Source organism: Acidovorax sp. SRB_14 (assembly GCF_012932145.1).
Classification (GTDB): Bacteria; Pseudomonadota; Gammaproteobacteria; order Burkholderiales; family Burkholderiaceae_C; genus Simplicispira.
This window is the reverse complement of sequence record NZ_MWOK01000011.1, coordinates 62,826-89,787: the sequence shown is the minus strand read 5'-3', so window position 1 is coordinate 89,787 and position 26,962 is coordinate 62,826. Positions and strand designations below refer to the sequence as shown.

The 26,962-nt window shown below is 68.2% G+C and carries 18 protein-coding genes, 1 pseudogene and 1 other annotated feature; of the genes and pseudogenes, 12 read left to right on the top strand and 7 right to left on the bottom strand.

The window, feature by feature from the left end; all coding sequences use genetic code 11:
- Positions 1-22: 22 nt before the first annotated feature.
- Both B2J86_RS10545 and B2J86_RS10540 read left to right on the top strand, forming a co-directional pair.
- A complete protein-coding gene (locus B2J86_RS10545) occupies positions 23-268 on the top strand; it encodes a hypothetical protein (protein WP_142083107.1) in 246 nt (81 codons plus the stop codon).
- Positions 261-1,760: an Arm DNA-binding domain-containing protein gene (locus B2J86_RS10540; protein ID WP_173025512.1), complete on the top strand. Its 1,500-nt coding sequence runs from the start codon at positions 261-263 to the stop codon at positions 1,758-1,760. The genes B2J86_RS10545 and B2J86_RS10540 overlap by 8 nt, the downstream gene beginning before the upstream one ends.
- 200 nt (positions 1,761-1,960) lie before the next feature.
- On the opposite strand, the gene B2J86_RS10535 is transcribed toward B2J86_RS10540, so the two are convergent.
- From B2J86_RS10535 to B2J86_RS10525, 3 genes are all read right to left on the bottom strand, one after another.
- On the bottom strand, positions 1,961-2,230 hold the full coding sequence (locus tag B2J86_RS10535) for a hypothetical protein (protein ID WP_173025511.1): 270 nt from the start codon (positions 2,228-2,230) through the stop codon (positions 1,961-1,963).
- Between the two features lie 283 nt (positions 2,231-2,513).
- Entirely contained in the window at positions 2,514-2,939 is a 426-nt protein-coding gene (locus B2J86_RS10530; RefSeq protein ID WP_173025510.1) for an HU family DNA-binding protein, read from the bottom strand.
- Positions 2,940-3,100: 161 nt separating this feature from the next.
- Positions 3,101-4,332, bottom strand: a protein-coding gene (locus tag B2J86_RS10525; protein WP_371736399.1) for an IS3 family transposase whose coding sequence is annotated in 2 segments (ribosomal slippage) — positions 3,101-4,041 and positions 4,041-4,332 — 1,233 coding nt in all. Because the reading frame shifts where the segments join, the coding sequence is not laid out codon by codon here.
- Positions 3,938-4,054 (bottom strand) — a sequence feature (AL1L pseudoknot). It overlaps the preceding gene by 117 nt.
- 184 nt (positions 4,333-4,516) lie before the next feature.
- Here B2J86_RS10525 and B2J86_RS10520 point away from each other — a divergent pair.
- A pseudogene (locus tag B2J86_RS10520) lies at positions 4,517-4,834 on the top strand (integrase core domain-containing protein); the annotation flags it as partial.
- Positions 4,835-4,871: 37 nt separating this feature from the next.
- On the opposite strand, the gene B2J86_RS10515 reads toward B2J86_RS10520, so the two are convergent.
- From B2J86_RS10515 to B2J86_RS10505, 3 genes are all read right to left on the bottom strand, one after another.
- Complete coding sequence (locus B2J86_RS10515) at positions 4,872-5,648, bottom strand: fumarylacetoacetate hydrolase family protein (RefSeq protein ID WP_173025508.1); 777 nt, start codon at positions 5,646-5,648, stop codon at positions 4,872-4,874.
- Between the two features lie 122 nt (positions 5,649-5,770).
- Positions 5,771-6,748, bottom strand: a complete 978-nt coding sequence (locus B2J86_RS10510) for a tripartite tricarboxylate transporter substrate binding protein (RefSeq protein WP_173025559.1) — start codon at positions 6,746-6,748, stop codon at positions 5,771-5,773.
- Between the two features lie 242 nt (positions 6,749-6,990).
- The gene (locus tag B2J86_RS10505; RefSeq protein WP_173025507.1) at positions 6,991-8,232 is read right to left on the bottom strand and encodes an alanine--glyoxylate aminotransferase family protein; all 1,242 of its coding nucleotides are present in this window, start codon (positions 8,230-8,232) and stop codon (positions 6,991-6,993) included.
- A 122-nt stretch (positions 8,233-8,354) separates the two neighbouring features.
- On the opposite strand from B2J86_RS10505, the gene B2J86_RS10500 reads away from it, so the two are divergent.
- Positions 8,355-9,053 carry a GntR family transcriptional regulator gene (locus B2J86_RS10500; protein ID WP_173025506.1) on the top strand — a complete coding sequence of 233 codons (699 nt, stop codon included), beginning with the start codon at positions 8,355-8,357 and terminating at the stop codon, positions 9,051-9,053.
- A gap of 7 nt (positions 9,054-9,060) precedes the next feature.
- The gene (locus B2J86_RS10495) at positions 9,061-12,108 is read left to right on the top strand and encodes an FAD-binding and (Fe-S)-binding domain-containing protein (protein ID WP_173025505.1); all 3,048 of its coding nucleotides are present in this window, start codon (positions 9,061-9,063) and stop codon (positions 12,106-12,108) included.
- Positions 12,109-12,289: 181 nt separating this feature from the next.
- Here B2J86_RS10495 and B2J86_RS10490 read toward each other — a convergent pair.
- Positions 12,290-13,101 (bottom strand): IS5 family transposase gene (locus tag B2J86_RS10490; RefSeq protein ID WP_173025504.1). Its coding sequence is split into 2 segments (ribosomal slippage): positions 12,290-12,771 and positions 12,771-13,101, totalling 813 coding nucleotides; the frame shifts between segments, so codons are not numbered across the junction.
- Positions 13,102-13,634: 533 nt separating this feature from the next.
- Here B2J86_RS10490 and recC point away from each other — a divergent pair.
- The 7 genes from recC to B2J86_RS10455 all read left to right on the top strand — a co-directional run bounded on the left by recC (position 13,635) and on the right by B2J86_RS10455 (position 26,936).
- Positions 13,635-17,159, top strand: a complete 3,525-nt coding sequence (gene recC, locus B2J86_RS10485) for an exodeoxyribonuclease V subunit gamma (protein ID WP_173025503.1) — start codon at positions 13,635-13,637, stop codon at positions 17,157-17,159.
- Complete coding sequence (recB, locus tag B2J86_RS10480) at positions 17,156-20,887, top strand: exodeoxyribonuclease V subunit beta (protein ID WP_173025502.1); 3,732 nt, start codon at positions 17,156-17,158, stop codon at positions 20,885-20,887. The genes recC and recB overlap by 4 nt, the downstream gene beginning before the upstream one ends.
- The gene (recD, locus tag B2J86_RS10475) at positions 20,884-22,995 is read left to right on the top strand and encodes an exodeoxyribonuclease V subunit alpha (RefSeq protein ID WP_173025501.1); all 2,112 of its coding nucleotides are present in this window, start codon (positions 20,884-20,886) and stop codon (positions 22,993-22,995) included. Before recB ends, recD begins: the two co-directional genes overlap by 4 nt.
- Before the next feature lie 80 nt (positions 22,996-23,075).
- The gene (locus tag B2J86_RS10470) at positions 23,076-23,435 is read left to right on the top strand and encodes a DUF2946 family protein (RefSeq protein WP_169169087.1); all 360 of its coding nucleotides are present in this window, start codon (positions 23,076-23,078) and stop codon (positions 23,433-23,435) included.
- An 80-nt stretch (positions 23,436-23,515) separates the two neighbouring features.
- Positions 23,516-25,849 (top strand): TonB-dependent receptor, encoded by a 2,334-nt coding sequence (locus B2J86_RS10465; protein ID WP_173025500.1) that lies wholly within the window; start codon positions 23,516-23,518, stop codon positions 25,847-25,849.
- An 8-nt stretch (positions 25,850-25,857) separates the two neighbouring features.
- Positions 25,858-26,406 carry a YcnI family protein gene (locus tag B2J86_RS10460; protein ID WP_173025499.1) on the top strand — a complete coding sequence of 183 codons (549 nt, stop codon included), beginning with the start codon at positions 25,858-25,860 and terminating at the stop codon, positions 26,404-26,406.
- Between the two features lie 26 nt (positions 26,407-26,432).
- Positions 26,433-26,936 (top strand): copper chaperone PCu(A)C, encoded by a 504-nt coding sequence (locus B2J86_RS10455; protein WP_169635426.1) that lies wholly within the window; start codon positions 26,433-26,435, stop codon positions 26,934-26,936.
- Positions 26,937-26,962 lie beyond the last annotated feature (26 nt).

Below are 26,962 nucleotides of genomic sequence, written 5' to 3'. Positions count from 1 at the left end.
AGCAAAATGACGAAAGGAAAACATGGAAACTGAACTGCTCACCACAGAGGAGCTTTCTGCCCGGATCAAGTACGACGTGCGGACCATTCGGGAGCGATTGAAAGACAGCGTCCTGCTGGAGGGAATTCATTACTTTCGTCCCTTTGGGGGGCGAAAGATCCTCTACCGTTGGGAGGCCATTCAACGAGACATGATGCGGGTCTCAGTTGCGAGACCGACAGGGATGAGCGCCATTCCTATGGCCAACGGAGGCGTACTTCATGGGTAGCATCCGCAACTCAGACACCATGGACACCTTGTTCATGGACTTCAGATTTCAGGGGCAACGGTGCCGGGAGTACACGGCACTGACCGACACTCCAGTTCATCGCAAGAAATTGGAAAAAGTCCTCGCTAAGATCGAGTCCGAGATCACCGCAGGCACCTTCGTCTACGCCAACTACTTCCCCAACAGCAAAGCCCTCAAACGCTTGGCGCGGGCAGATGCTGAGACGGCGGCCGCAAACGCAGTGGCTCTAGAGGGCGATGAGGTGGTGGCGCCACTGACGGCGGCGCTAGTTGCGGAACCGAAGGCAACAGGCCCATTGTTCTGCGACTTCGCAACCCAGTGGTTCGAAGAGCACCAGATCGAATGGCGCCGCAGCCACATCCGATCCTTGCTCTCCACGCTCAACGGCAGGCTGATCCCGCAGTTCGGGGCGAAGGTGGTCAGCAGCATCACCAAATCCGACATCCTGGCATTCCGCGCCACACTCGCCAAAGTAAAAGGTCGCGGAGACAGGGAAGGGCTCTCACCCAAACGCATCAACGAGATCATTGGCACGCTGTGTCAGATCATGGACGAAGCCGCCGACCGCTTCGAGTTTACGGCGCCGACCACCAACATTAAGCGACTGCGCGTGCGCAAGGTCGATGTGGATCCGTTCAGTCTCAAGGACGTCCAGAGTCTCCTGGCCACCGTGCGGTCCGACTACCGCCACTATTTCACCGTGCGCTTCTTCACGGGCATGCGCACCGGCGAAATCCACGGCCTCAAGTGGCGGTACATCGATTTCGAGCGCCGGCTGATCCTGGTGCGCGAGACCTTTGTCCTGGGCGAGGACGAGTACACCAAGACCGACGGCAGCCAGCGCGACATCCAGATGAGCCAGCCCGTGTTCGAGGCGCTGGCCAAACAGTATGAAGTCACGGGCAAGCTGTCCGACTACGTGTTCTGCAACCTCATGGGCGCGCCACTGGACAACAAGAACTTCACCGACCGCATCTGGTATCCCTTGCTGCGCCATCTGGGGCTCGAGGAGCGGCGCCCCTACCAAATGCGGCACACCGCAGCGACGCTGTGGCTTGCGGCCGGTGAAGCACCGGAGTGGATCGCGCGCCAGCTCGGCCACACCAGCACCGAGATGCTGTTCAAGGTCTACAGCCGCTACGTGCCCAACCTCACGCGCCAGGACGGCTCGGCCATGGAGCGGCTGCTCGCCAGCCGCCTGGCCACGGGCCAGGTGATCCGCATGGAAGAGGGCGGTGAAGGAGCAGGGCTGCGCCCGGTTCGCGCCGACCTCTATGCCCCGGCGCTGCCGCCACCGCAGGCCGTAACCCAGCCACGCGGCGGACACAAGCGAGCGCCAGGAAGCGGTGCCATGTCAGGCCGACCTACGGACATCGTGCTGCCGGCCGTCCATACCAAGGGCGAGCCGCAGGCCCCGCCGGGCCCCTGGATGCGCAGCGGACTCTGGCCCGCAGCCCGCGCCAGCGCCTAAACCCCCACTCTTTCTCCCGCTCAACTGCTGCACAACGCCAGCGGTCTGGGCGGAGCTATGCCCAAACAGCCGCCAGCCTGTCAGCTGCTCAGCCGGCAGTCGGCACCCCGAACGCGAGGACGCACCATGACCCCGAACACTCCTTCCCACACCACCTCCGCCGTATTCACGTCTGCGGTCCGCGTCAACCAGTCTGCGCGTTACACCGCGGGCCAGCTGCATCCGTCGGCCGGCGAGATTGCCCGGTGCCGGGACGCCAGGGTGCTGTCTCGCCTCGCACCCACCGCAGCCGCATCCGTGTCGCCCAGCGGGATCTGCTCGAGGAGCCTCTGCGCCAATTGCGCCGCAGTCACCAGGAGCTGGGCAGTACTCTCGCCCGGGTATTGGGCTTTGGCGACGACAGCGAAGTCGATCCCCAGCAGGTCGCGCGCATTCAGGCGGCGCTCGGCGCCGCGCAGATGCAGATGCATTGAGGAGGCGTGAACATGCACAACAGAAAACTCGATGCCACGGCTCGCCGCGCCAATCGATCCCGGTCGTATAAAGGATGGATTGACCGGCGCCTGAGGATTGCGCTGCCGCCAGACATGCCGTGGCGGGTCGGTACGCGTGTCTACTTCTGCTTGACGAAGGATGGTGGGATCCAGATCAGCACAGTGCCGGCTGGGCTCTACCAGGGGCGGCTGCTCTCTGCGCGGGTTCAGCGGATATTCCCGTCCGCAGTGCTCCGCAATGCCCGCACTGGGCGAGGAATCAGAGCGTCGCGTCCTTGAGCTTCTTGAACGCGCGCGTCTTGATCTTGACCGACGCGGGCTTGACGGGGAACCAGCGCTCCTCACCCGTGAATGGATCCTTGCCAAAGCGCTTCTTCTTGGCGGGCACGTGCTTCAACCCGATCTTCATGAGCCCCGGCAGCGTGAACTCGCCTGCCCCCTTCTTGTGCACGGAGCCCAGAATCGCAGCCTCCAGCGCGGCGAGCACGGCCTTGGCGGCCTTGGGTTCATCACCGGACTGCTCGACCAGATGGGCGACCAGCGTGGTCTTGTTGAAAACCGTCTTGACGGGCTTGATGGGGGCGGCTGCCGGCTTAGGGGCAGCAGGAGCAGCTTTTTCCTGAATGGCGGGCGCCGGATTCGTGGTCTTCTTGACGGCAGCGGGAGCTTTCCTTGCAGTGGCCATGATCGCTCTTGTGAGTCCAGTGAATTGAGGTTCTCTGGCTGGAGAATCCAGACAGACGAATCGATTCTGGGAGCAGGGCAGCGCTGGCGCCTGCGCAGCAAGGGTGACGGTCTCGCACACACTGAATCACCCCGGTTTCCGTGGAGGCTGTTTGGTTTAAGTCAGGCCGCCACCGTTGCGGTCTGACCGGCGAGTTGCCGGTAGTAGTTTGCCTCAGCCTCGGCAGGCGGGATGTAGCCGATTGGTTCGAGCAGGCGATGGTGGTTGAACCAGGATACCCATTCGAGCGTCGCAAACTCCACGGCTTCCTTGGTTTTCCATGGCGCCCGGCGATGGATTAACTCGGCCTTGTACAGGCCATTGATGGTCTCGGCCAGGGCGTTGTCGTAGCTGTCACCCTTGCTGCCCACCGAGGGCTCGATACCGGCTTCTGCCAGCCGTTCGGAGTACCGGATGCTGACGTATTGCGACCCGCGGTCGCTGTGGCATATCAGGCTGTTGTCGCGCTCAGGCTGACGGGCGTACAGGGCCTGCTCCAGTGCATCGAGCACGAAGTCCGTTCGCATAGAGCTGCTCACCCGCCAGCCCACAATGCGACGGGCGAACACGTCGACGACGAAGGCCACGTACAGCCAACCCTGCCAGGTCGAGACGTACGTGAAGTCCGAGACCCACAGCTGGTTCGGCCGCTCGGCCCGGAACTGCCGGTTGACCCGGTCCAGCGGACACGGCGCCTTGGCATCTGAGATGGTGGTGCGCACGACCTTGCCTCGCATCACCCCGCGCAGCCCCAAGCGCCGCATCAATCGCTCGACCGTGCAACGGGCCACCATCACGCCTTCGCGAGCTAGTTGCCGCCAGACTTTCTCGACACCATAGACCTGCATGTTGGCCCGCCAAACACGTTGAATCTCCGGGACCAGCATGTCATCCCGGCGAGCCCGTGCGCAGCGCTTGTGAGGTTCACGCAGCAGTGCCGCATGCCGCCGATACGCTGAAGGGGCGACCTGCAGTACCTTGCAGACCGGCTCGACCCCGTACGTATCGCGATGCTTGTCGATGAAGTCCTTCAGGACTTGAGCCGGCGGTCGAGCTCCGCCTGGGCGAAAAACGCGCTGGCCAGCTTCAATATCTCATTGGCTCGGCGCAATTCCTTGACCTCGCGCTCCAGTTCCTTGACCCGCTGCGCTTCAGCTGTGGTGATGCCTTCGCGCGTGCCTGCATCAACTTCGGCCCGCTTGACCCACTCGTTCAACGTCTGCGGCACGCAACCAATCTTGGGGGCGATGGACTCGATGGCTGCCCACAGTGATGGGTACTCGCCTCGGTGTTCTTGCACCAAGCGCACAGCACGCTCGCGTACCTCGGGTGAAAACTTGTTTGACTTCGTCATGGCTCAATCCTCTCAGAGTGTTGAGCCTCCTCAAAAACCGGGGTGATTCACACTTGAATCTTTCACGGAATATGCAATACGCAGCATGCTGCTCGATGGGCAGTGATGCCGCATCTGGAGTCCCTATGTCCATTGCACCGACGACCTTACGTTCTCTACAACAGGCAGGTGAAAGCCTCTATGCACGGCGGAAGTGACGGATCGCAAGGGGGCGCTGCAGGCATTGCAGTGTAGCAAGTCCAGGCTCAAGCGGGTGCAAAGCCTGCTGTGCGCCAGCGGCTACCGGCCACAGACCAATGGAAAGGCTGAGCGATTCATCCAGTCGGCTCTGCGTGAGTGGGCCTATGGCCGGATCTACGAGAACTCAGAGCAACGCCGGCAGGCTCTGCCCGCCTGGACTCACTTCTACAACTGGCATCGGCCGCACCACGGCATCGACCTCGTGCCATCCGTGTCGCGCCTCTCAGTTCCTCGAAAGAACCTCTTGACACTTCACAGCTAGCGCGGGGGCAGCGAGACTGCGAGCAGGCTCGCACTTCTCACAGCGTGAGCGAAGCGCTCCCCACCCCCTCGAACTCCGCCACCACCACCTCCCCACGCTGGGCGGGCAGCAGGCCCACCCAGGAACCCGTGGTCACCACCGTGCCGGCCGGCACTGTCTGGCCTGACCGTGTCAGGTGGCGTAGCCAGGTGGGCAGCAGCCAGGCAGGGTCACCCAGCGGATGCGTGCCAGTGCGCAGCACGGGCTCGCGCGTGCCGATGCGGGCGACACAGCGCTGAGCGGCCCAGTCGCGCATGGCATAAGGCACCCACTCGCCGAGAACCAGGGCGCCGTGCGACTGCAGGTCGGCCAGGCGCAGCAAGGCCGGCGCATCGCCCCCTTCGGTCCAGCGAGAATCCACAATTTCGATGGACACGGCCATTGCGTCCACCAGGCTCCCGGCTGCGTCAGGCATGAGCGCCACTGCCTGCGCGGGTGACACAGCCTGCCCCAGGCGCAGGGCGATCTCGGCCTCGATACCGATGGTATGAAACTGCATGTCGGAATACACAGCCGGACTGGTGCGCACCCCAGCGGGCGGCAGCGGCGCGTGCGTGAGCACGGCCTGGCGGTTGGGTCCCCCGGATTTCCAGTGCCGTACCGGCCCGGCGGCAAACCAGCCCATGGCCTGGGCCAGCGCATCTTGCACCCCATAGGCGGCTGCCGCATCGGCCAGCGCCCCGCCCCAGGGCCTAGCACTGGTGGTGTGCCCTGTTTGCCACGCACCTGCGAGTGCCTGGGTCAGTTCCGTCGTCGCGTCTTTTTCTGCCTGCATCTGATGCCTCAATGTTTGCTGCCCTGGAAAGCCGGCAAGGCGCACAGCACCAGCCCGTGCCGCCATGCCAAGGCCGCCGCGCACATGGGTGGCCCCATGCGCCAAGTCGCCCAGGCAAACGCCTAACTCTCCACCTTCACTTTACCGTCCCTCACCACCTTGCCCCACTTGGCGATCTCGGTGGCGATAAACTCCTTCATCTTGTCGCGGGAGCCACCGCCGTCTTCTGCACCGTAATTGTCCATGCGCTCCTGCACATCGGGCATGGCCAGCACGGTGTTGACGTCGTGGTTGATTTTGTCCGCGATACCGGGCGCCAGTTTCCCAGGGCCCACCAGCCCATACCAGGTCGTGGCCTCGAAGCCGTCAAACCCCTGCTCCTGCATGGTGAGCACGCCGGGGTGCCCCTTCGCCCGCTTGGTGCGCGTCTGCGCCACCGCCGCCACCTTTCCGCTCTTCACGTGCGGCGTGGCGGAAGTCATGGTCTCGAAGCAGTACTGGATTTGGTTGCCCATCAGATCCGCCAGTGCAGGGCCGCTGCCCTTGTACGGCACATGCAGCGCATCCACACCGGCCTGCAGCTTGAACATCTCCAGCGCCAGGTGCTGGGCCGAACCCTGGCCGGCCGAGCCGAAAGTCACCGTGCCCGGGTTGGCCCTGCATAGGGCCACGAGGTCCTTCACCGTGAGGGCCTTCTGCGCTGGCCCCGCGATCAGCAGGTTGGGCGTGACACCCACCATCACGATGGGCACGAAGTCACGCTGCGGGTCGTAGCGCAGCTTGGGCTGCAGGCTCGGCGCGAGCGCATGGCTATTGATGTGGGCCATGAGGAGCGTGCTGCCATCGCTGGGTTGCTGGGCCACATACTCGGCGGCGAGCACGCCGGCCACGCCCGCCTTGTTCTCCACGATGACGGACTGCTTCCACATCGCCGAGAGCTTCACCGCCACTACGCGTGCCAGTGCGTCAGTGCCACCTCCGGGCGGAAAACCGACCACGATGCGCACGGGCCCAGTGGGCCACTCCTGTGCAAAAAGGCGCGGGGCGCCTAGCGCGGCCACCGCCGCGCCTGCGGACTGGATCAGGGAACGTCTTTTCATCATCGCTTGTCTCCTTCGTGGGCCCTTGTCGGTGCGGCCCGGGTTGAATGAACTCAGCACATCCAGCCTTGGCCGCGCGCATGCACCAGCGCGCAGCCATCGGTTTCGGAAAACACGGGGTCGGTCGATCCTTGCACCACCAGCGGGCCGCAAGCAGGAGAGAGGGAAACGTAAGCAGCCAGCCAGCGCCTCGCGCAGGCGCCGGACGGTCAGTCACAACAAAAAGCCACGGGGTTACAGACTCACGCGGCCTTTTTCAAAGCAGCGGGCGCCGCATGGCTGGCGAAGTAATTCATGCTGGCCTGTACCCCGCTACCGGCCAGGGCGATGCCCGAGAGCTTGAGCCCCATCTCCACGCCAGCCACCATGGCAATGAGCGTGAGGTCGTTGCTGTCGCCCAAGTGGCCCATGCGGAACATGCGCCCTTTGAGCTTGCCCAAGCCTGCGCCCAGTGAAAGGTCGAAGCGTTGGTGGATGAGCCTGCGCACGGCATCTGCATCCACGCCCTCGGGCGTGATCACGCCGGTGAGCACGGGTGAATACACAGCAGGGTCTGCGCATTGGATGGGCAGGCCCCAGGCGTTGACGGCAGCGCGCACGCCTGCACCCCAGCGCTGGTGGCGCGCGAAGACGTTGGGCAGCCCCTCGGCCAGCAGCATGTCGAGGGCTTCGGTCAACCCGTAGAGCAGGTTGGTGTTGGGCGTATAGGGCCAGTAGCCATCCTTGTTCATCTCCACGATCTCGTCCCAGGCCCAGAACGACCGGGGCAGCGTGGCTTTCTTCGACGCGTCCAGCGCGCGCGGCGACAGCGCGTTGAAACTGATGCCCGGCGGCATCATCAAGCCCTTTTGCGATCCGCTGATGGTCACGTCCACGCCCCATTCGTCGTGACGGAAGTCGGCACACGCCAGGCCCGAGATGCTGTCCACCATCAACAGCGCCGGGTGGCCCGCTGCGTCGATGGCCTTGCGCACGGCCGCGATGTCCGAGGTGACGCCCGTGGACGTCTCGTTGTGCACCACGCACACGGCCTTGATTTTGCGCTCCGTGTCCTTGCGCAGGCGCGCCTCGATCAGGTCCGCCTGTACACCCCGGCGCCAGCCGCCGGCCAGAGGCAGGTGCGCGTCGCGCCCCTCCCAGGCCAGAAACTCGGTGGAGATGCCCAGGCGCGTGGCCATCTTCTGCCACAGCGAGGCAAAGTGACCGGTCTCGAACATCAGCACATGGTCGCCTGAGCTCAGGGTGTTGGACAGGGCTGCTTCCCACGCGCCGGTGCCCGATGCGGGGTAGATCGCAACGGGATGGCGGGTCTGGAAGATCTTCTGGATGCCCGAGAGTACCTTGAGCCCCAGAGCGCCGAATTCGGGGCCCCGGTGGTCGATGGTGGGCAGGCTCATCGCCCGCAAAATGCGGTCTGGCACCGGGCTTGGGCCCGGGATCTGCAGGAAGTGGCGGCCGGTGGGGTGAAAGTCGAGTTGAAGCATGGAGCGTCCTTTCTTTGCTCAGTTTTGCATGCAAAAAACAGCTTTGCATGCGGGGATACCCTTGAATATAGCGATTGATCCGTCAATTTTTTGCATGCAAAATACAGAATAGAAAGTACTTCATGGCTGAAATCATCGAAATCTCCCGCCTTGCGCTGCACGACCAAGTGGCCGCACGCCTGCGCACCATGCTGGTGGAAGGCCAGATCGCGCCGGGAGCCAAGCTGAACGAACGGGAGCTGAGCGAGCAACTGCGCGTGTCGCGCACGCCGCTGCGCGAGGCCATTAAGCTGTTGGGCGCCGAAGGGCTGGTGGATTTGCTGCCCAACCGCGGCGCCGTGGCCGTGAAGCTGACCGAGGCCGACGTGGTGAACACCTTCGAGGTGCTGGCCACGCTCGAAGGCATGTCGGGCGAGCTTGCCGCCCAGCGCCTCACCGATGCCGAGCTGGCAGAGTTGCGCGCCCTGCACTACGAAATGATGGCCTGCTTCGCGCGGCGCGACCTGTCGGGGTACTACCGTATCAACGCCAGCATCCACACCGCCATCAACGAGGCGGCGCGCAACCCGGTGCTCACGGCCACCTACCGCTCCATCAACGCCCGCGTGCAGTCGCTGCGCTTTCGCACCAACCAGAACGAAGCCAAGTGGAAGCAGGCCGTGGCCGAGCACGAACAGATGATCGATGCCCTGGCCGCGCACGACTCCGAGGCCATGCGCCGCGTGCTGGTGGCCCACGTGCAGCGCAAACGCGACACCGTACTGGAGCTGCTGCGCGCGGGCGAGATCTACCCCACAAGACAGGCTTCAAAAGCCACCTAGGAGACCCATGCGCATCGAACCCGCCAGCACCCTGCAGCCAGCCGGTACCACCCCGCCCCCCAACGAGACGTGCGAGGCCCTGGCGCGGCGCCTGGCGGCGGAGACCGAGGGTGAGGTTCTGTTCGATGCCGGATCGCGCGGGCGCTACGCGACCGATGCCTCCATCTACCAGATCGTGCCTGCCGGGGTGCTGGTGCCGCGCACCGAGCGCGACATCGCCACCGCCATCGACATCGCGCGCGACCTCAAGGTGCCCGTGCTGCCGCGCGGCGGCGGCACCAGCCAGTGCGGCCAGACGACGGGAGCGGCCCTGGTGATCGACAACAGCAAGCACTTTCGCAAGGTGCTGGCGCTGGATGCCGAGGCCCGCACGGTGACGGTGGAGCCGGGCATCGTGCTCGATCACCTCAATGCCCAGCTCAAGTCCCACGGCCTGTGGTACCCGGTGGACGTCTCCACCAGCGCCCAGGCCACGCTGGGCGGCATGGCGGGCAACAACTCCTGCGGCTCGCGCTCCATCGCCTACGGCAACATGGTGCACAACGTGCTGGGCGCGAGTGCCTGGTTGAGCGACGGCGAGCTGGTGGACTTCGGCCCGCTGGCCACCCTGGGCCCACGCGCCAGCGCCATCGCGCAGCATGTGCACGCCCTGGCCCAGCAGCACCGCAGCGAGATCGCCGAGCGCTGGCCCAAGGTGATGCGCCGCGTGGCCGGCTACAACCTGGACATCTTCGACAACCAGAGCGAAAAGCCCTACACCGCCGACGGCAGCGTGAACCTGGCGCACCTGCTGATCGGCGCCGAGGGCACGCTGGCCTATACCCGCAGCCTCACGCTCAAGCTCAGCGAGCTGCCGCGCGCCAAGGTGCTGGGCATCGTCAACTTCCCCAGCTTCCACAAGGCCATGGACTCGGCCCAGCACATCGTCAAGCTCGGCCCCACGGCAGTGGAGCTGGTGGACCGCACCATGATCGAGCTGGCCCTGGCCAACCCGGCCTTTCGCCCCACCGTGGAAACCGCCCTCATCGGCAGGCCCGAGGCCATCCTGCTCGTGGAGTTCTCAGGCGCCGACAAGGCCGCGCTGCTGCCGCAGCTGCGCCAGCTGGTCGAATTGATGGGCGACCTGGGCATGCCGGGCAGCGTGGTGGAGATGCCCGACGAAGCGCCGCAGAAGAACCTGTGGGAGGTGCGCAAGGCGGGCCTGAACATCATGATGAGCCTCAAGGGCGACGGCAAGCCCGTGAGCTTCATCGAGGACTGCGCCGTGCCGCTGGAGCACCTGGCCGAATACACCGATGGCCTGACCGAGGTCTTCGCCAAGTACGGCAGCCGCGGCACCTGGTATGCGCACGCCTCGGTGGGCACGCTGCACGTGCGCCCCATCCTGGACATGCGCACCGATGGCGCGGCCAAGATGCGCGCCATCGCCGAGGAGGCCAGCGCACTGGTGCGCAAGTACAAGGGCGCGTTCAGCGGCGAGCATGGCGACGGCCTGTGCCGCGGCGAGTGGATCGAATGGCAGTTCGGCCCGGCGATCAACGAGGCCTTCCGCTCCATCAAGCACCACCTGGACCCCATCGGCCTGTATAACCCCGGCAAGATCATCGACCCGCCCAAGATGGACGATGGCGCACTGTTCCGCTTCGCGCCCGCCACGGCGCCCAGGCCCTACAAGCGCATCCCCCTCACGCCCGTGCTCGACTGGTCGGCCTGGAACGTGCAGGCCGACCCCGTGACCGAGGTGACCACCGCCCCCGGCACCGGCGGCGACGTGACGGGCGGCTTCGCCAAGGCCGTGGAGATGTGCAACAACAACGGCCACTGCCGCAAGTTCGACGCCGGCACCATGTGCCCCAGCTACCGCGTGACGCGCGACGAACAGCACCTGACCCGTGGGCGCGCCAACACCCTGCGCCTGGCCGTGTCGGGCCAACTCGGGCCCGACGCCTTCACCAGCGAGGCCCTGCACGACACCATGGACCTGTGCGTGGGCTGCAAGGGCTGCAAACGCGACTGCCCCACGGGTGTGGACATGGCGAAGATGAAGGTGGAGTTCCTGGCCCACTACAAGCGCAAGCACGGCCACACGCTCAAGGACAGGATCGTCGCCTACCTGCCCGACTACGCGCGCACCGCCAGCCGCTTTGCCTGGCTGCTCAACCTGCGCAACACCTTGCCCGGCGGCGCTTGGCTGGGCGAGAAGCTGCTGGGCTTATCGGCCCGGCGCTCATTGCCGCAATGGCGCAGCGACACCTTCTGGCGCAGCCGCGATGCATCGCTGTTCGCCAGCAAGGCGGACACCATCTCCGCCGCCCAGGCCGGCCACAAGGCCGCCGTGCTGTTCGTCGACACCTTCAACGGCACCTTCGAGGCCGAGAACGCCCTGGCCGCTGCCCGCGTGCTGCATGCGGCCGGCTATGTGCTGCACACGATAGAAAAGGGCGACGGCGGCCACCACTGCTGCGGCCGCACCTACCTGGCCACCGGCATGGTCGACGAAGCTAAGGCTAAGGCGGGCGCGCTCATCGACGCTTTGCTTCCCCTGGCCCAGGCCGGCGTGGCCATCGTGGGGCTGGAGCCCTCATGCCTGCTCACCCTGCGCGACGAGGCCCTGGTGATGGGCCTGGGCGACAAGGCCGTGGTGGTGTCAAAGCAGGCCCTGCTGTTCGAGGAATTCCTGGCCCGCGAAGCCAAGGCCGGGCGTTTTGCACCATCACTCAAGCCCGCAGGCAAGCCCATCCTGCTGCACGGCCACTGCCACCAGAAGGCCTTTGGCGCCGTGCCTCCGATCCTGGAGGTGCTGCGGCTGATCCCCGAGGCCAGGCCCGAACTCATCGAAAGCTCCTGCTGCGGCATGGCCGGCAGCTTTGGCTACGAGGCATCGCACTACGAGGTGTCCATGCAGATGGCCGAAACGGCCCTGCTGCCAGCGATACGCACGAACCCCGATGCCATCGTGGTGGCAGATGGAACAAGTTGCCGGCACCAGATTGCGGACGGAGCGCAGCGGGAGGCGGTGCATGTCGCGCGCTTGCTGGACAGCTTGCGGGCCTGACTCCGCACCATGGGCGTTTAAAACTGCAGCCTGAATCCTGAAGCATTGCGCTGATTTTTAGAGCGACGTCGTCTTGCTCAAGAGGGCGCTCCTGTCAGTGGCGCGGTATATGGTCGCCTCGCGTGCGGCGGTGGGTCGAGTCGAACATTAGGCCGGCTCCCAGTCTTTGGACTTAGAGCGGCTAACAAAACGTGGCGAGAGTTCGAATGCAGATGACGCAGCAGGCCAGGGAAAGCAGCGCGACATGAACGTCGATGCGACGCTCGAAGCGGGTACGCAGCTTGCCAAAGGCAGCCAGCCAAGAGTGAGTGCGCTCGACCACCCAGCGGTGGCGCCCGAGCCGATCGTTGCGCTCGATGCCTCTGCGGGCAATGCGATCCTGGATGCCTCGGAGCTTGAGGTGAGCGCGGCATCGCGCGAAGTCGTATCCCTTATCCGCATGCAATTTTCCGGGCCACCTGCGTGGTCTGCCCCGCTTGCCGCTTACAGCTGGCAGGGCATCGACCAGTTCCTCGAACACCACCGAATCGTGGCGATTGGCCCCGGTGACGCAAAAAATCAGCGGGATGCCATGGCGGTCCGTGATCAGGTGGCGCTTGCTGCCGAGTTTGCCTCGGTCCGTGGGGTTGGGCCCCGTGTGCGGACCCCCCGGGGGCTGGGCACGCTGGCCCCATCCATGCTGGCGCGACTGAGGTCGAGCTTGTCAGCGCTGCGCAGTTCGCTCAGAAGTGCCAGGTGCAGGCGGTGCCACACCCCTGCAGTTTGCCAGTCGCGAAGTCGTCGCCAGCAGGTCATGCCGCTGCCAAAGCCCAATTCCTGGGGTAGCTCTTCCCAAGGGATGCCCGTGCGAAGCTCGAAAAGGATGCCGTTGAGCGCTTGCTTATCGCTCAGTCGCGGCCGCCCACCCTTGGCAGAAGGCGTCACCACGGGCAGCAATGGCGCAATCTTCTTGTATAGCGCCGCGCTGATTTCTTTGTTTTTGATTCGTCCCATCGCTCGTCAAACGCCTCTCCCGCGCTTGGCGATGACATGGTTTTGTTAGTCGCTCTTAATGTGATGTGTGTCTGTCAACCCTTCTGTGGACCCAATGGTCCTTTTGGGCTTCCATCTGCGAACTGGCATCGCAGTGTCTTGTGGGGCAGCTGTGACAGGGTGAGGGATCGTCCGGGGTTGTTCGGCTTCGATTGTCACAGCGCAGGTTTCGTCTATCATAGGAAGACGTGGTGTAAAGCCGTTTAGGCTCACGTTGCGCCGAGAGAAATCGCTGCATATACACAGCAATTTCTGTAGCCTCATAACCCAGCTCCTCGCGCAACCAAATAAGGCGGCAACGCTTCAAAAAAAGCCCACTTTCAGTGGGCTTTTTTTTTGCCCGAAATTGGCGCGCTCTACCGGATGCCAGATGGGCTTTCGGCGAAACCATTGCCGAGAAAATGGGTCATGATGGCAGTTCCTGGGGATGCGCCGGTCTGGCTGATCTTTGTGCTGCGGTGGTCCGGGGTGCCCCGTTTTTCACCTGCCCGAACATGGAAGCTGCCCGTGTGAATGTCCCCCTCCAGTCCGGTTTGCTTGCCCTGCACAGCAACCGCACCGAAACGCTTTCCGACACCGTATTCGCTTGGCTCCGCCAACGCCCTCTGGCGCCGCTGGAAGAAGAGGTCGTGCTGGTGCAAAGCAATGGCATGGCCGAGTGGTTCAAGATGGCATTGGCCCGCAGTGGGGGGGTTTGCGCAGCCACCCGGGTGGAGCTGCCCTCGCGATTTCTGTGGCGCACTTACCGACAGGTGCTGGGGCGCGAGCAGGTTCCTGCCCAGTCGCCCGTGGACAAGACGGCGCTCACCTGGCGCCTGATGCGCCATTTGCCCGGCTTGCTGGCGCAGCCCGGATTCGAGCCCGTGGCGGGGTTCCTGCGTTCGGGCGAGCCCGAGCGCCTGCTGCAGCTGGCCGCCCGCCTGGCCGACCTGTTTGACCAGTATCAGGTGTACCGTCCCGACTGGCTGGAAGCTTGGGGGGGGGGGCGCGACGTGCTGGCCGCGCCGGGGCGTGCTGACCTGGCCCTGCCGCCCGACCAGCGTTGGCAACCCATGCTCTGGCGCGCGGTGCTGGACACGCTGCAGGAGCGCGAGCGCAGTGCCATCCGACCCCACATCCACCAGCGTGCGCTGGGTGTTTTGGAAGGGGGCGGCCCGCTGGCGATGCCCGTGGCGCGGCGCATCGTGCTGTTTGGCATGGCGCATGTGCCCTTGCCGGTGCTCCAGACCCTCGCCGCCCTGGCCGCTCACAGCCAGGTCTTGCTGGCCATCCCCAACCCCTGCCGTTTCCATTGGGCCGACACCCTGGACGGGCGCGACTTGCTGCGCATGGAGCGCCGGCGCCAGCCCTTGCGCGGCGGGCGTGATCTGGCGGCCGTGCCGCTTGAACAGATGCATGTCCATGCCCACCCGCTGCTGGCCGCCTGGGGCCACCAGGGCCGTGATTTCGTGCGCCAGCTTGACACGTTCGACGACGCCCAGCAGGCGCAGGAGCGCTTTGCCCTGCCGCGCATCGACCTGTTTGACGAGAGCGAAGAGGCACCGGATGCACCTTTGCTCGCCCAGGTCCAGAACCGCATCCGCGATCTGGTGCCTTTGGCCGAGCACCCGGTCCGCGACGTCGACCCGGCCGACGTCTCCATCGTCTTTCATGTGGCCCACAGTGCGCTGCGCGAAGTCGAGGTATTGCACGACCAGCTGCTGCAATGGCTGGCAGTGCCGCCGGGCGGGGCGCCCTTGCAGCCGCGCGATGTGGTCGTGATGGTGCCCGATATCGAGACCATTGCGCCTGCCATCCGCGCGGTTTTTGGCCAGTATGGGCGCCACGATGCGCGCTACATTCCGTTTGACATCACCGACCTCGGCGCGCGTGCCAGCAGCCCTCTGGTGGGCGCGCTGGACTGGCTGCTGCGCCTGCCCGGTCAACGCTGCAGGCTCAGCGAACTGCGCGACCTGCTGGAGGTGCCCGCCGTCGCAGCGCGCCTGGGCGTGTCGGCCGAAGCGCAGGTGCGCCTGGCCCAATGGATGGTCGGCGCGGGCATTCGCTGGGGCCTGAACGAAGACCAACGCACCGATCTGGACCTGGCCGCGTGTGGTGCGCAGAACACGGGCGAATTTGGCCTGCAGCGCATGCTGCTCGGCTACACCAGTGGCAGCGTGGGCTTTGCCGGCATCGAGCCGTATGGCGAAGTGGGGGGTCTGGAGGCCGAGCTGGCCGGAGCGCTGGCGAGCTTGCTCTGGCGCCTCGAGCAGTGGCGCGCCCAGGCGCGCACACCGGCCCCACCCGCGCAATGGGCGCAGCGCTGCCGCGCCCTGGTGGCCGGTCTGGCGCAAGCAACCGACGAGCTGGACCGCCAGACCCTCGATGCGCTCGACGCCGCCATGACCCGCTGGCAAGACGCCTGTGCGCAGGCCGGCTTCACCGACGCGGTACCGCTGCCGGTGGTGCGACAGGCCTGGATGGACACGCTCGAAGAGCCGCTGCTCCAGCAGCGGTTTCGCGCCGGCGGCGTGACTTTCTGCACCCTGATGCCGATGCGCGCCATTCCCTTCGAGGTGATCTGCCTGCTGGGCATGAACGATGGCGACTACCCGCGCCGTGCGCCGCGCAGCGACTTTGACCTGATGGGACTGCCCGGCCAGGCGCGCGCGGGCGACCGCTCGCGCCAGAGCGACGACCGGCAGCTGATGCTCGAAGCGCTGCTGTCCGCACGGCGCGTGCTGTACCTCAGCTGGACCGGGCGCAGCGTGCGTGACAACAGCGTGCAGCCACCGTCGGTGCTGGTGTCGCAGCTGCGCGATTACCTGGCCGCCGGCTGGAGTGGCGATGTGCTGGCGCAGCGCACCACCGAGCACCCGCTGCAGCCCTTCAGCCGACGCTACTTCGAAGGCCGCGACGGCCTGTGGACCCATGCCCGCGAGTGGCGCTCCGCGCATGCCGTGCCCGCGCTGGCCGAGAGCGCGCACAGCGGTCCAGAGGAGGGCGGCGCGGCAAGTGCACTGGCGCTGGTGTCTGCGGCCCCGCACGGCATCCCCGTGCCGCTTTCGGTGAAACAGCTGGCGCGTTTTCTGCGCCACCCGGTCAAGACCTTTTTTGCGGAACGCCTGGGCGTGGTGTTCGATGCCGCCGAAGAGGACCGTGCGGACGACGAGTCCTTCGGCATCGGCGGTCTCGAGGAGTACGGTGTGGTGCGCGCGCTGGTCGACGGCGTGCTGGCCGACATGGCACAGGGACCGCCGGGTCGTGAGGGCGTCGATGTGGCCGCCCTGGTCGAAGTGCGCTTGGAGCGCCTGCGCCGCGCCGGGCGCTTGCCCCTGGGAGGGTTTGCCGAGCGCGCACAGCGCCAGATGGCCGACGTGCTGCTGCCGCTGCTGCGGGCATGGCAGGCCGCACAGGCACTGCACTCCGAGCCCGTGGCACGCCAGCCGCTGCGCTGGGCGCCGCAGGATGGCACCGGTGCCGCGATCGAGGACTGGCTGGATCCGCTGCGTTCAGGCGCGGACGGCCTGCCCGTGTGGCTGGAACTCACCCCCTCGCGCCTGCTGCAGGACGCCCGCCAAGGCACGGCGCGCGCCGATGCGCTGCTCGTGCCTTGGGTGCGCAGCCTGGCTGCTGCCGCCAGCGGCGTCGCCGTGCATGGCCTGCTGGTGGGGCGCGATGCCACGCTGCACCTGGCGCCGTTGGACGGCGGGGAGGCCCGTGCCACGCTCGGCGCTTTGCTGGACGTCTGGCGCGACGGCATGCAGGAACCGCTGCCGCTGTCCCTGCGCACCGGCTTGGCGCTCGCGACAGGCGGCGATCCCGCCCTGGTGTATGGCGGCAGTTTCCAGCGCGAGGGCGAGGGGATCGAACCCTGCCTGGCGCGCGTCTACCCCGACTTCGAGGCGCTCACCGGCGATGGCCGTTTCGAGGGGCTCGCGCACGCCGTGTACGGGCCGCTGGCGCACTGGGCCGCCACCGGCGTGCGGGCCGTGCCCCACGCCCCTGCCACCGGCCCCACCGAAGGGGCCACCGCATGAGCGCTGCAGCGACCGCGCCGCAGGGGGGCGACAGCACCGCCCTGCAGGCCCTCGATTTTCCGTTGTGGGGCAGCCGTTTGATCGAGGCCAGCGCCGGCACCGGCAAGACCTGGACCATTGCCTCGCTCTACCTGCGCCTGGTGCTGGGCCATGGCGAGGGCAGCGCCTTTGCCCGGCCGCTGCGTCCGGCGGAGATCCTGGTCATGACGTTCACGCGAGCGGCCACGCGCGAGCTGTCCGACCGCATCCGTGCGCGCCTGCTCGAAGCCGCACAGTGCTTTCGCGGCGAAGCCGAGCTGCCGGCCAGCGACGATTTTCTGGCCGCGCTGCGGGCGTCCTACCCCGACGGGCCGCTGCGCGCCAGCGCCGCCTGGCGCCTGGCCATGGCCGCCGAAGGCATGGACGACGCGGCCATCCACACCATCGATGCCTGGTGCCAGCGCATGCTGCGCGAACACGCGTTCGACAGCGGCAGCCTGTTCGACGAAGAGCTGGCGGCCGACGAGCGCGCCGTGCAGACCGAGGCCGCGCAGGACTACTGGCGCCAGCAGTGCTACCCGCTGCGCGGCGACACGCTCGATGCCGTGCTCATGGTCTGGGGCGGCGTGGAGGCGTTGGTCGCCGACATGCGCAGCCTGGCCGCGCAGGCGCTGCCTGCCGGCGCGGGCGAGGGCACGTTGGGCGATGCCGTGCAGCGCGTCCAGCGCGAGCGCCGCAGCGCCCTCGCGGCCCTCCAGCAGGGCTGGGCCGAACGGGCGCAGGCCATGCAGCAGTGGCTGGATGGACAGACGGCGCCCAAGGTCTGTGACTGGAACCGCACCAAACTCAAACCCGCCAACTACACCAAATGGCTGGAGCAACTGGCTGCCTGGGCGCGCAGTCCGGAGCCCGGTCTGCTGGAACTCACCGCAGCGGCGCAAAGTCGCCTAAGCCACGAAGGCCTGCTGGATTCGCGCAAAGACGGCGCGCCCCCCATCGCCTTGCCCGACCATTTCCAGGCCTTTGCCGACCTGCTCGCTGCGCTGCAGGCCCTGCCCGATCCGGCGGTGGCGCTGCGCCTGCACGCCGCTGCCTGCGTGCAGGCGCGCATGGCCCTGCTCAAGAAGCAAAGCGGCACCTTCGGTTTCGCCGACATGCTGCAGCGCCTCGACCAGGCCCTGGCCGGGCCGAACGGCGAGCGCCTGCGCGCGCGCATGACCGCGCAGTACCCGGTGGCGCTGATCGACGAGTTCCAGGACACTTCGCCGCTGCAGTACCGCATCTTCGACCGGCTCTACCGCACGTCCGCCAACGACCCCGGGACCGCGCTGCTCTTGATTGGCGACCCCAAGCAGTCGATCTACGGCTTTCGCGGCGCCGACATCTATAGCTACCTGGCCGCGCGCCGCGCCACCGCCGGGCGGCACTATGTGCTGGGCACCAACCACCGCTCCACCGAGGCCCTGGTGCGCGCCGTCAACCACGCTTTTGCGTGCGCCGAGGCGCGTGCGGGCGAGGGCGCGTTCCTGTTCCGCGGCAGCGCGCAGGCCGACAACCCCTTGCCCTTCTTGCCGGTGCAGGCGCGCGGCCGTGCCGAGCAATTCCAGAGCGCCGACGGACCCGTGCCTGCGCTGTGCGTGCAGCACGACCTTGAGCTGCGCAGCGGCGCGCAGCACCTGCGCCTGTTCGCCGCGCTGTGCGCCGAGCGCATCGCCACCTGGCTCAACGACGCGCAGGCCGGTTTTGCGCAGGCGGGACAGCCCTTGCAGCGCCTGCGCCCGGCCGATATCGCCGTGCTGGTGCGCACCGGCAGCGAGGCCGAGGCCGTGCGGCGCGAGCTGCGCCGGCGCGGCGTGGCCTCGGTCTACCTGTCCGACAAGGACTCGGTGTTCGCGAGCGACGAGGCGCGCGACCTGCTGCACTGGCTGCAGGCGGTCGCCGCGCCGCTCGATGTGCGCCGCGTGCGCGCCGGCCTCGCGACGCGCACCGTGGGCCTGTCGCTGCCCGAGTTGGCGCAGCTGGCCGATGACGACGAGGCCTTCGACGCGCGCAGCGAGCAACTGCGCGCGCTGCACGCCGTGTGGCAGACGCAGGGCGTGCTGACCATGCTGCGCCAGAGCCTGCACCAGCTCGGCCTGCCCGCGCGCTGGCTGGCCGAGCCCGGCGGCGAACGGCGCCTGACCAACTTCCTGCACCTGGCCGAGCTGCTGGCCGAGGCCAGCGCCCAGCTCGAGGGCGAGCAGGCACTGATCCGCTGGCTGGGCCAGCAGATGCAGGAGGGCGCCGGCAGCGGCGACGAGCAGATCGTGCGCCTGGAGAGCGATGCCGACCTGGTCAAGGTGGTCACCGTGCACAAGAGCAAGGGGCTCGAATACCCCGTGGTCTGCCTGCCATTTGCCTGCCGCTACCGCGCGGTCACGCGCCAACGCACGGCGTTTGTCAATCTGGCCGATGCGCAGGGCGAGCGGGCGTTGTACCTGCAGCTGAGCGAACAGCTGCTGGCGCAGGCCGACCACGAACGCCAGCGCGAAGACCTGCGCCTGCTCTACGTGGCGCTGACGCGCGCGCGCCATGCGCTGTGGCTGGGCTTTGCGGCGCTCAAGGTGGGCCAGGGCGCGCAGTGCAGCACCCACCGCAGCGCCACCGGCTACCTCGTTGGCGGCCCTGGGGCGCGGGATGCGGCCGACTGGCTGGCACCGCTGCAGGCACTGGCGCAGGGCCCCGGCATCGCCTTGCAGGCCGCCGCGCACACCAGCTTCCACGAGGTGCCGCGCACGCGGCTGGCGCCACGCGGCGCGCCCGCGGCGCTGCACGAGCAGCCGCCCTATGCGGCCGAGTTCGACCGGCGCTGGGGCATTGGCAGCTTCTCGCAGCTGGTGCGCGGCGTGGGCCTGGCGGCCACCCCGGCGTTTACCTTGCACACGCCGCGCGCGGCCGACGACGAACGCGCCTTCGGGGGCGCAGATGCCGCACTGGACATGCCTCGGCCCGTCGTCGCGGCGGGTGCGCCGCCCGGCGCGGCACCGGTCTGGCACCGTTTCGCCCGCGGCGCCGTGGCCGGCAACTTTCTGCACGCCCAGCTCGAATGGCTGGCCGGCGAAGGCTTTGCGCTGGACACTGAGCCAGCGCTGGCCGATCGCCTGCGCTGGCGCTGCGAGCGTGCCGGCCGCGGCGGCGAGGCCGATGCCGTGGTGCAGTGGCTGACGGCCGTGCTGCGCACGCCGCTGGCGGGCGTGGGCGTGCCGCTGCAGACGCTCGCGCAGACGCTGCCCGAGATGGAGTTCTGGCTGCCCGTGGACCGCCTGCACGCCGCCGAGGTCGATGCCCTGTGCCAACAGCACCTGCTGGCCGGGGTGGCGCGCGCACCGCTGCCCGAGCGCGCGCTGCACGGCATGCTCATGGGGTTTGCCGACCTGGTGTTCGAGCACGGCGGGCGCTACTGGGTGCTGGACTACAAGTCCAATTACCTGGGCGAGGGCGCCAGTGCTTACCACGACGGCGCCCTCGCCAGCGCCATGGCCGCGCACCGCTACGACGTTCAGGCCGCCCTCTACCTGCTCGCGCTGCACCGCCTGCTGCGCGAGCGGCTGGGCGCGGGTTACGAGCCCGCGCGCCAGCTCGGCGGCGCGCTCTTTTTGTTCCTGCGCGGCATCGACGGTCCCGCGCAGGGCGTGTACACGGTGGCGCCGTCGCTGGCGCTGCTGGATGGGCTGGATGCGCTGCTGCAGCGCGAGGAGCACCGCGCATGAACGCCCGCAAGGACCCTTTTTCCCTGCCTTTGTTTGCCGAGTGGGAAACCGCCGCCGCGCCCGCGCCGGCCCCGGCCGCCACGGCGCCCGACACCCTCGACACCCTGCGCCAATGGAGCGACGCGGGCTGGCTGCGCCAGCTCGACAGCGCCCTGGCCGCGTTCATCGCCGACCTCGATCCGCAGGCCCCGCCCGCGCTGCTCGTGGCCACGGCGCTGCTCGCGCACATGGAGGGCCGGGGCCACAGCTGCCTGCCGCTGGCACCGCTGGTGGCGCACCCGGGGGCGGTGCTGGGCTGGCCCGCCGAGGCGCAGGACGCCCTGGCGGCCCTGTGGGCCGGCCTGCCAGAGCGCCTGGCGGACTGGCGTGCCGCCCTGCGCGGCAGCCCCGTGGTGTGGGCCGGCGGCCCGGACACCGACACCGGCCAGCCACTGGTGCTCAGCGGCACTGCCAGCGCCCCGCGGTTGTACCTGCGCCGCTACTGGGGCTACGAGCGTGCCGTGGCGCAGCAGATCCTCGAGCGCACCGCCACGCCCCTGGCGGTCGATGCGGCGGCGGTGCGGGGCTGGCTCGACCGGCTTCTTGCCCCGGCCGCCGCCGCGGGCAGCGTGCCCCGGGGGGCCGGCGCCGTGGACTGGCAAAAACTCGCCTGCGCCATGGCGCTGCGCGGGCGCCTGTCGGTCATCACCGGCGGCCCGGGCACCGGCAAGACCTACACCGCCGCGCGCCTGCTGGCGCTGCTGTTTGCCGTCGATGCCGAGCCCGAGCGCCTGCGCGTGGCGCTGGCTGCGCCCACCGGCAAGGCCGCAGCGCGCCTCAAGCAGGCGATCGACGCCGCGCTGGCCGAACTGCACGCGCGCGTGGGCGCCGAGCTCGATCTGCCTGCGCTCACGCAGCGCATGGGCGCCGCGCGCACGCTGCATGCGCTGCTGGGCGCGCGCCCGGACACGCGCGAGTTCCGCCACCACGCGGCCCAGCCGCTGGACGTGGACGTGCTCATCGTCGACGAAGCGTCGATGGTGCATCTCGAAATGATGGCCGCGCTGCTGGCCGCGCTGCCGCCGTCGGCGCGCGTGGTGTTCCTCGGCGACAAGGACCAGCTCGCCTCGGTCGAGGCCGGCGCGGTGCTCGGCGACCTGTGCCGCGATGCGCAGGCCGGCCGCTACAGCGAAGAAAGCGCCCGCTACGCCCTGGCCGCTGCGGGCGAGGCGCTGCCTGCGACGTACCTGGACGACACCGGCACCCCGCCGCCACTGGCCCAGCACACCGTGATGCTGCGCGAGAGCCGGCGCTTCGGCGGCCCGATCGGGCAGCTGGCACTGGCCGTGAACGCGGGCGACGTCGAGGCGGCGCGCCACTGCCTGGCGCACGACGCGAGCGGCACCCTGCGGCACCTCGAAGGCGTTGCGCCTGCCGCCGTCTGGCAGCTGGCCGTGCAGGGCCGCAGCGGCGCCGCCAGCTACCGCGCCTACTTGGAGCAACTGGCCCAGCGCCCTGCGTGCGCCGATGCCGCGGCGCACGCGGACTGGGTCCAAGCCGTGCTGGCCGCGTTCGAGCGCTTTCGCCTGCTGTGCGCCGTGCGCGAGGGCGAGTGGGGCGCCGCCGGGCTCAACCGCGCGGTCGAAGCGGCGCTGCAGGCCACCGGCCTGCTGGCCCCGCGCGGCGAGTGGTACGCCGGCCGCCCGGTCATGGTGACGCGCAACGACCCGGCGCTGGGCGTGTTCAACGGCGACATCGGCATCGCGCTGCCCGCCGCCGCGCGCCCGGCCCACGAGGCCGGGGCCGCGCCGGGCCTGCGCGTGTACTTTGCCGACGGGCCGCAGCTGCGTTCGGTCGGCGTCGGGCGGCTCGCGCATGTGGAGACGGCGTTTGCCATGACGGTGCACAAGAGCCAGGGCTCCGAGTTCGAGCACACCGTGCTGGTGTTGCCGCCGCACGCCGGCGCCGTGCTCAGCCGCGAGTTGGTCTACACCGGCATCACGCGCGCGCGCCAGGCATTCACGCTGGTGTCGGCGCAGCCGGGCCTGCTGGCCGCGGCGGTGCAGCAACGCACGCAGCGCGCCAGCGGCCTGCAGGACTGGCTCGCGCACGGCCTGGGCGCGTCCTGAACAGAAGGGGCAGCGGCATGGCCGGGGCCCGCCAAGGACATTGGACCGGCGGCGTCCGCAGGCTCCTACAATCGGCCCCCATGCAAACCCTGCGCCGCATCCGCGCTCTCGCCTGCTGCCTGCTGGCGTGGTTTGCCTTGTCCCTCGGGGTGGCCACGGCGTCGCCCTTCGTCAACCCGCAGGCCATGGAGCTGGTCTGCTCGGGCGCCGGCGAGGTCAAGCTCATCGTGCACACCGACGGCGGCGCGCAAGAGCAGCGCGGCCCCATGCTCGACTGCCCGCTGTGCGCCCACCTCGGCGGCGGGGCCCCGCCGCCCGCGCAGGTGCGCCTGCCGGCGCCGCAGCCGCTGGCGCATGCGCTGCGGCCGATTCCCTCTGCGCACATCGCTGCGCGCACCGCCGCGCCGCTGCCGCCGCGCGGGCCTCCGCTTGTCTCCTGAATTGATATCAAAACCATAGCTGCTTGCCCAATGTGGGTAAGCGCTAGCGGTATTTTTGACTGGATTTCAGGAGTTTCCGAATGCGCAGAACCTGCGTTGCCTTGGGCGTGGCCGTCGCCGTGCCCGTCGGCCTGTCCGCCCAGGCGCAGACCCCCGGCGCCCCGGCCAAAGAACTGGGCGTCGTCACCGTCACGGGCGGCCAGCCCACCTCGCTGCCGACGCAGATCCCCACCACCATGGAGGGCATCACGCGCGAGCAGATCGCGCAGAGCATCAACGCCACCGACAGCGAAGACGCGCTCAAATACTTTCCCAGCCTGCTGGTGCGCAAGCGCTACATCGGCGACTACAACCACGCCATCCTGTCGAGCCGCGCCTCGGGCACCGGCAACAGCGCGCGCTCGGCCGTGTACGCCGATGGCATCCTGCTGTCCAACTACCTGGGCAATGGCGTCGGCGGGCTGTCCTTTCCCCCGCGCTGGGGCCTGGTCACGCCCGAGGAGATCGAGCGCGTCGACGTGATGTACGGCCCGTTCTCGGCCGCCTACCCCGGCAATTCGGTGGGCGCGGTGGTGGACTACGTGACGCGCATGCCGACCCGCTTCGAGGCCCATGGCAAGGTGGGCCATGTGTCGCAGCCGTTCGCGCTCTATGGCACCGACACCACGCTGCGCACCTGGCAGGCCAGCACCTCGGTGGGCAACCGGCACGGCGACTGGGCCTGGTTCCTGAACTTCCACCACACCGACAGCGAAGGCCAGCCGCTCACCTTTGCCACCCGCCTGGTGGCCAGCGGCACGCCCGGCGCGGCGGGCCAGCCGGTCACGGGCGCAGTGCCCGGCAGCAACAACGCCGGGGCGCCCTGGCTCGTCCTCGGCAGCGGCACCGCCTACCGCACGCGGCAGGACCACATCAAGGCCAAAGTGGCCTACGACGTCTCGCCCACGCTGCGCGCGGCCTACACCTTCGGCCTGTGGCAGAACCGGTCCGAAGGGCGCCCGATGTCGTACCTGCGCAATGCCGCAGGCCAGCCGGTCACCAGCGGCGCGATCAACATCGACGGCCGCAGCTACGCCGCGCTCACCGCCGCCGACTTCGCGCTGACGAACGAAACCCTCATGCACACCATCCACGGCCTGTCGGTCAAGAGCCACACCCAGGGCGTCTTCGACTGGGAGGTGGCCGCCAGCCTCTACGACTACGGCAAGGATTTGAAGCGCCAGAACGGCGCGGCCAATACGCTGCCCGCGGCGGCGCTGGGCGGCCCCGGCACCGTGGCCGACGGCAGCGGTACGGGCTGGACCACCCTGGCGCTCAAGGGCACCTGGCGGCCGGATGGAGTCAAGGGCGCGCACACCGTGGACTTCGGCTTCCAGCAGGACAGCTACCGTCTCGCCTACCTCACCTCCGACATTGCTGGCAACTGGAGCCAGGACGCCGCGGGCGCGCTGGCCAGCGCGGTGGGCGGCAGGACCCGCCTGCACAGCCTGTACGCGCAAGACGCCTGGGCCTTTGCGCCACGCTGGAAGGCGGTGCTGGGCGCGCGGGCCGAGCACTGGAGTGCGTTCAGCGGCAGCACGCGCATCCCGGGCGCGCTGCCAGCGGTCGACACCCAGTGGCCGCAGCGCGCCGAGACGTATGTCTCGCCCAAGGCCGCGCTGTCCTGGCAGTGGCGGGCGGACACGGTGCTCAAGGGGTCCGCCGGGCGCGCGGTGCGCTTCCCGACGGTGGGCGAGCTCTACGGCGCGACCTCCACCGCGAACGCGCAGTACCTCAACGACCCGAACCTGCGGCCCGAAAAATCCTGGACCCACGAGCTCAGCGCCGAGAAAGACCTGGGCAGCGGCCTGCTGCGCCTCACGTTCTTTGCCGAGGACACGCGCGACGCGCTCTATGCGCAGACCACGCTCGACCCGGTGGCCCAACGCAATGTCAGCCGCGTGCAGAACGTGGGCCGCATTCAGACGCAGGGGCTGGAGCTGGCCTACAACGGCGCCGACGTGCTAAAGCGCGGGCTGGACCTGAGCGGCAGCGTGACCTATGCCGATTCGGTCATCCGCGAGAACGCCGGCTTTGCCGTGCGCCCCGGCGACACCGTCGGCAAGCGTCAGCCCAACGTCGCCCGGTGGCGCGCCACGGCGCTGGCCAGCTACCGCTGGAACGCCGAGTGGAGCACCTCGGTCGGCGCGCGCTACAGCGGCCCGCAGTTCCGCACGCTGGACAACAGCGACGTCAACGGCTTCACCTACATGGGCGTGAGCCGGTTCTTCACGGTGGACCTGCGCGCCCGCTACCAGGTCAGCCATAGCGTGTCGGCCGCCTTGGGCGTCGACAACGCCAACAACTACCAGTTCTGGAACTTCCACCCCTATCCGCAGCGCAGCTACGTCGCGGAACTCAAAATCGACCTCTGAAAGAACCCATGAAAAATATCAAAACCATAGCTGTAAGCGCTTTCCTGGTAAGCGTTTCAGGACTTTTTCATGCTGCAAACGCGCACATCACACTGGCGTACCAGGTGGCCAACGCGGGCAGCACCTACAAGGCCACGTTCCGCGTCGGGCACGGCTGCGGCGCGTCGCCGACGCGCGAAATCACCGTCACCGTGCCGCCCGGTGTGGAGGGCGCCAAGCCCATGCCAAAGCCCGGCTGGACGATCGCCATCGAGCGCGAAAAGCTCGCCCAGCCGCGCACCGACCACGGCAAGAGCGTCCCCGACGAGGTGCGCCGCATCCGCTGGAGCGCCAACACGGCGGCCGATGCGCTGCCGGGCCATTTCTACGACGAATTCACGCTGCAGGCGCGCCTGCCCGGGCAGGCCGGCATGCTGTACTGGCCCGTGGTCCAGGTGTGCGAAAAGGGCCGCATGGACTGGACCGAAGTGCCCGCCGCGGGCCAGAACCCGCACGACCTCCAAGCCCCCGCCGCCGCGCTGGAATTGCTGCCCGCCAGCGGCGGCCACGCGCATTGATTTTGTTTTTACTTGAGGAGTTCACCATGGCATTTCCACGTTTCACCGCCCCCTGGCTGCTGGCCGCCACCCTGCTGGCCGGTGCCGCCCAGGCCCAAAGCGCCGCGCCCGTCGCTGTCGAAGGCGCCTGGGCCCGCGCCAGCGTGCAGGGCCAGAAGGCCACGGGCGCTTTCATGCGCCTGACGGCGCCCCAGGCCACGCGCCTGGTGCGCATTGAGACGCCCGTGGCCGGCGTGGCCGAAGTGCACGAGATGAAGATGGAAGGCGACGTGATGAAAATGCGCGCCCTGCCGGGACTGGACCTGCCCGCGGGCCAGGCCGTCGAGCTCAAGCCCGGCGGCTACCACGTCATGCTGATGGACTTGAAGGCCCCGCTGGCCAAGGGCGCCAGCGTGCCGCTGACCCTGGTGTTCCAGGACGCCCAGGGCGCGCAGAGCCAGCAGCAGGTGCAGCTGCCCGTGGACACCCGGGCGCCCGGTGCGCCGCAGGGGGCGCATGGCGGGCACGCCGCGCCAGCGCACAAGCACTGAGCCGGCCGCACCGCGCGGGCCCGTGC

Excerpts from the sequence above, each read along its gene's own strand:
- B2J86_RS10545 (WP_142083107.1), top strand. The coding sequence starts at position 23 with ATGGAAACTGAACTGCTCACCACAGAGGAGCTTTCTGCCCGGATCAAG.
- B2J86_RS10540 (WP_173025512.1), top strand. The coding sequence starts at position 261 with ATGGGTAGCATCCGCAACTCAGACACCATGGACACCTTGTTCATGGAC.
- B2J86_RS10535 (WP_173025511.1), bottom strand. The coding sequence starts at position 2,230 with ATGCATCTGCATCTGCGCGGCGCCGAGCGCCGCCTGAATGCGCGCGAC.
- B2J86_RS10530 (WP_173025510.1), bottom strand. The coding sequence starts at position 2,939 with ATGGCCACTGCAAGGAAAGCTCCCGCTGCCGTCAAGAAGACCACGAAT.
- B2J86_RS10515 (WP_173025508.1), bottom strand. The coding sequence starts at position 5,648 with ATGCAGGCAGAAAAAGACGCGACGACGGAACTGACCCAGGCACTCGCA.
- B2J86_RS10510 (WP_173025559.1), bottom strand. The coding sequence starts at position 6,748 with ATGAAAAGACGTTCCCTGATCCAGTCCGCAGGCGCGGCGGTGGCCGCG.
- B2J86_RS10505 (WP_173025507.1), bottom strand. The coding sequence starts at position 8,232 with ATGCTTCAACTCGACTTTCACCCCACCGGCCGCCACTTCCTGCAGATC.
- B2J86_RS10500 (WP_173025506.1), top strand. The coding sequence starts at position 8,355 with ATGGCTGAAATCATCGAAATCTCCCGCCTTGCGCTGCACGACCAAGTG.
- B2J86_RS10495 (WP_173025505.1), top strand. The coding sequence starts at position 9,061 with ATGCGCATCGAACCCGCCAGCACCCTGCAGCCAGCCGGTACCACCCCG.
- recC (WP_173025503.1), top strand. The coding sequence starts at position 13,635 with ATGGAAGCTGCCCGTGTGAATGTCCCCCTCCAGTCCGGTTTGCTTGCC.
- recB (WP_173025502.1), top strand. The coding sequence starts at position 17,156 with ATGAGCGCTGCAGCGACCGCGCCGCAGGGGGGCGACAGCACCGCCCTG.
- recD (WP_173025501.1), top strand. The coding sequence starts at position 20,884 with ATGAACGCCCGCAAGGACCCTTTTTCCCTGCCTTTGTTTGCCGAGTGG.
- B2J86_RS10470 (WP_169169087.1), top strand. The coding sequence starts at position 23,076 with ATGCAAACCCTGCGCCGCATCCGCGCTCTCGCCTGCTGCCTGCTGGCG.
- B2J86_RS10465 (WP_173025500.1), top strand. The coding sequence starts at position 23,516 with ATGCGCAGAACCTGCGTTGCCTTGGGCGTGGCCGTCGCCGTGCCCGTC.
- B2J86_RS10460 (WP_173025499.1), top strand. The coding sequence starts at position 25,858 with ATGAAAAATATCAAAACCATAGCTGTAAGCGCTTTCCTGGTAAGCGTT.
- B2J86_RS10455 (WP_169635426.1), top strand. The coding sequence starts at position 26,433 with ATGGCATTTCCACGTTTCACCGCCCCCTGGCTGCTGGCCGCCACCCTG.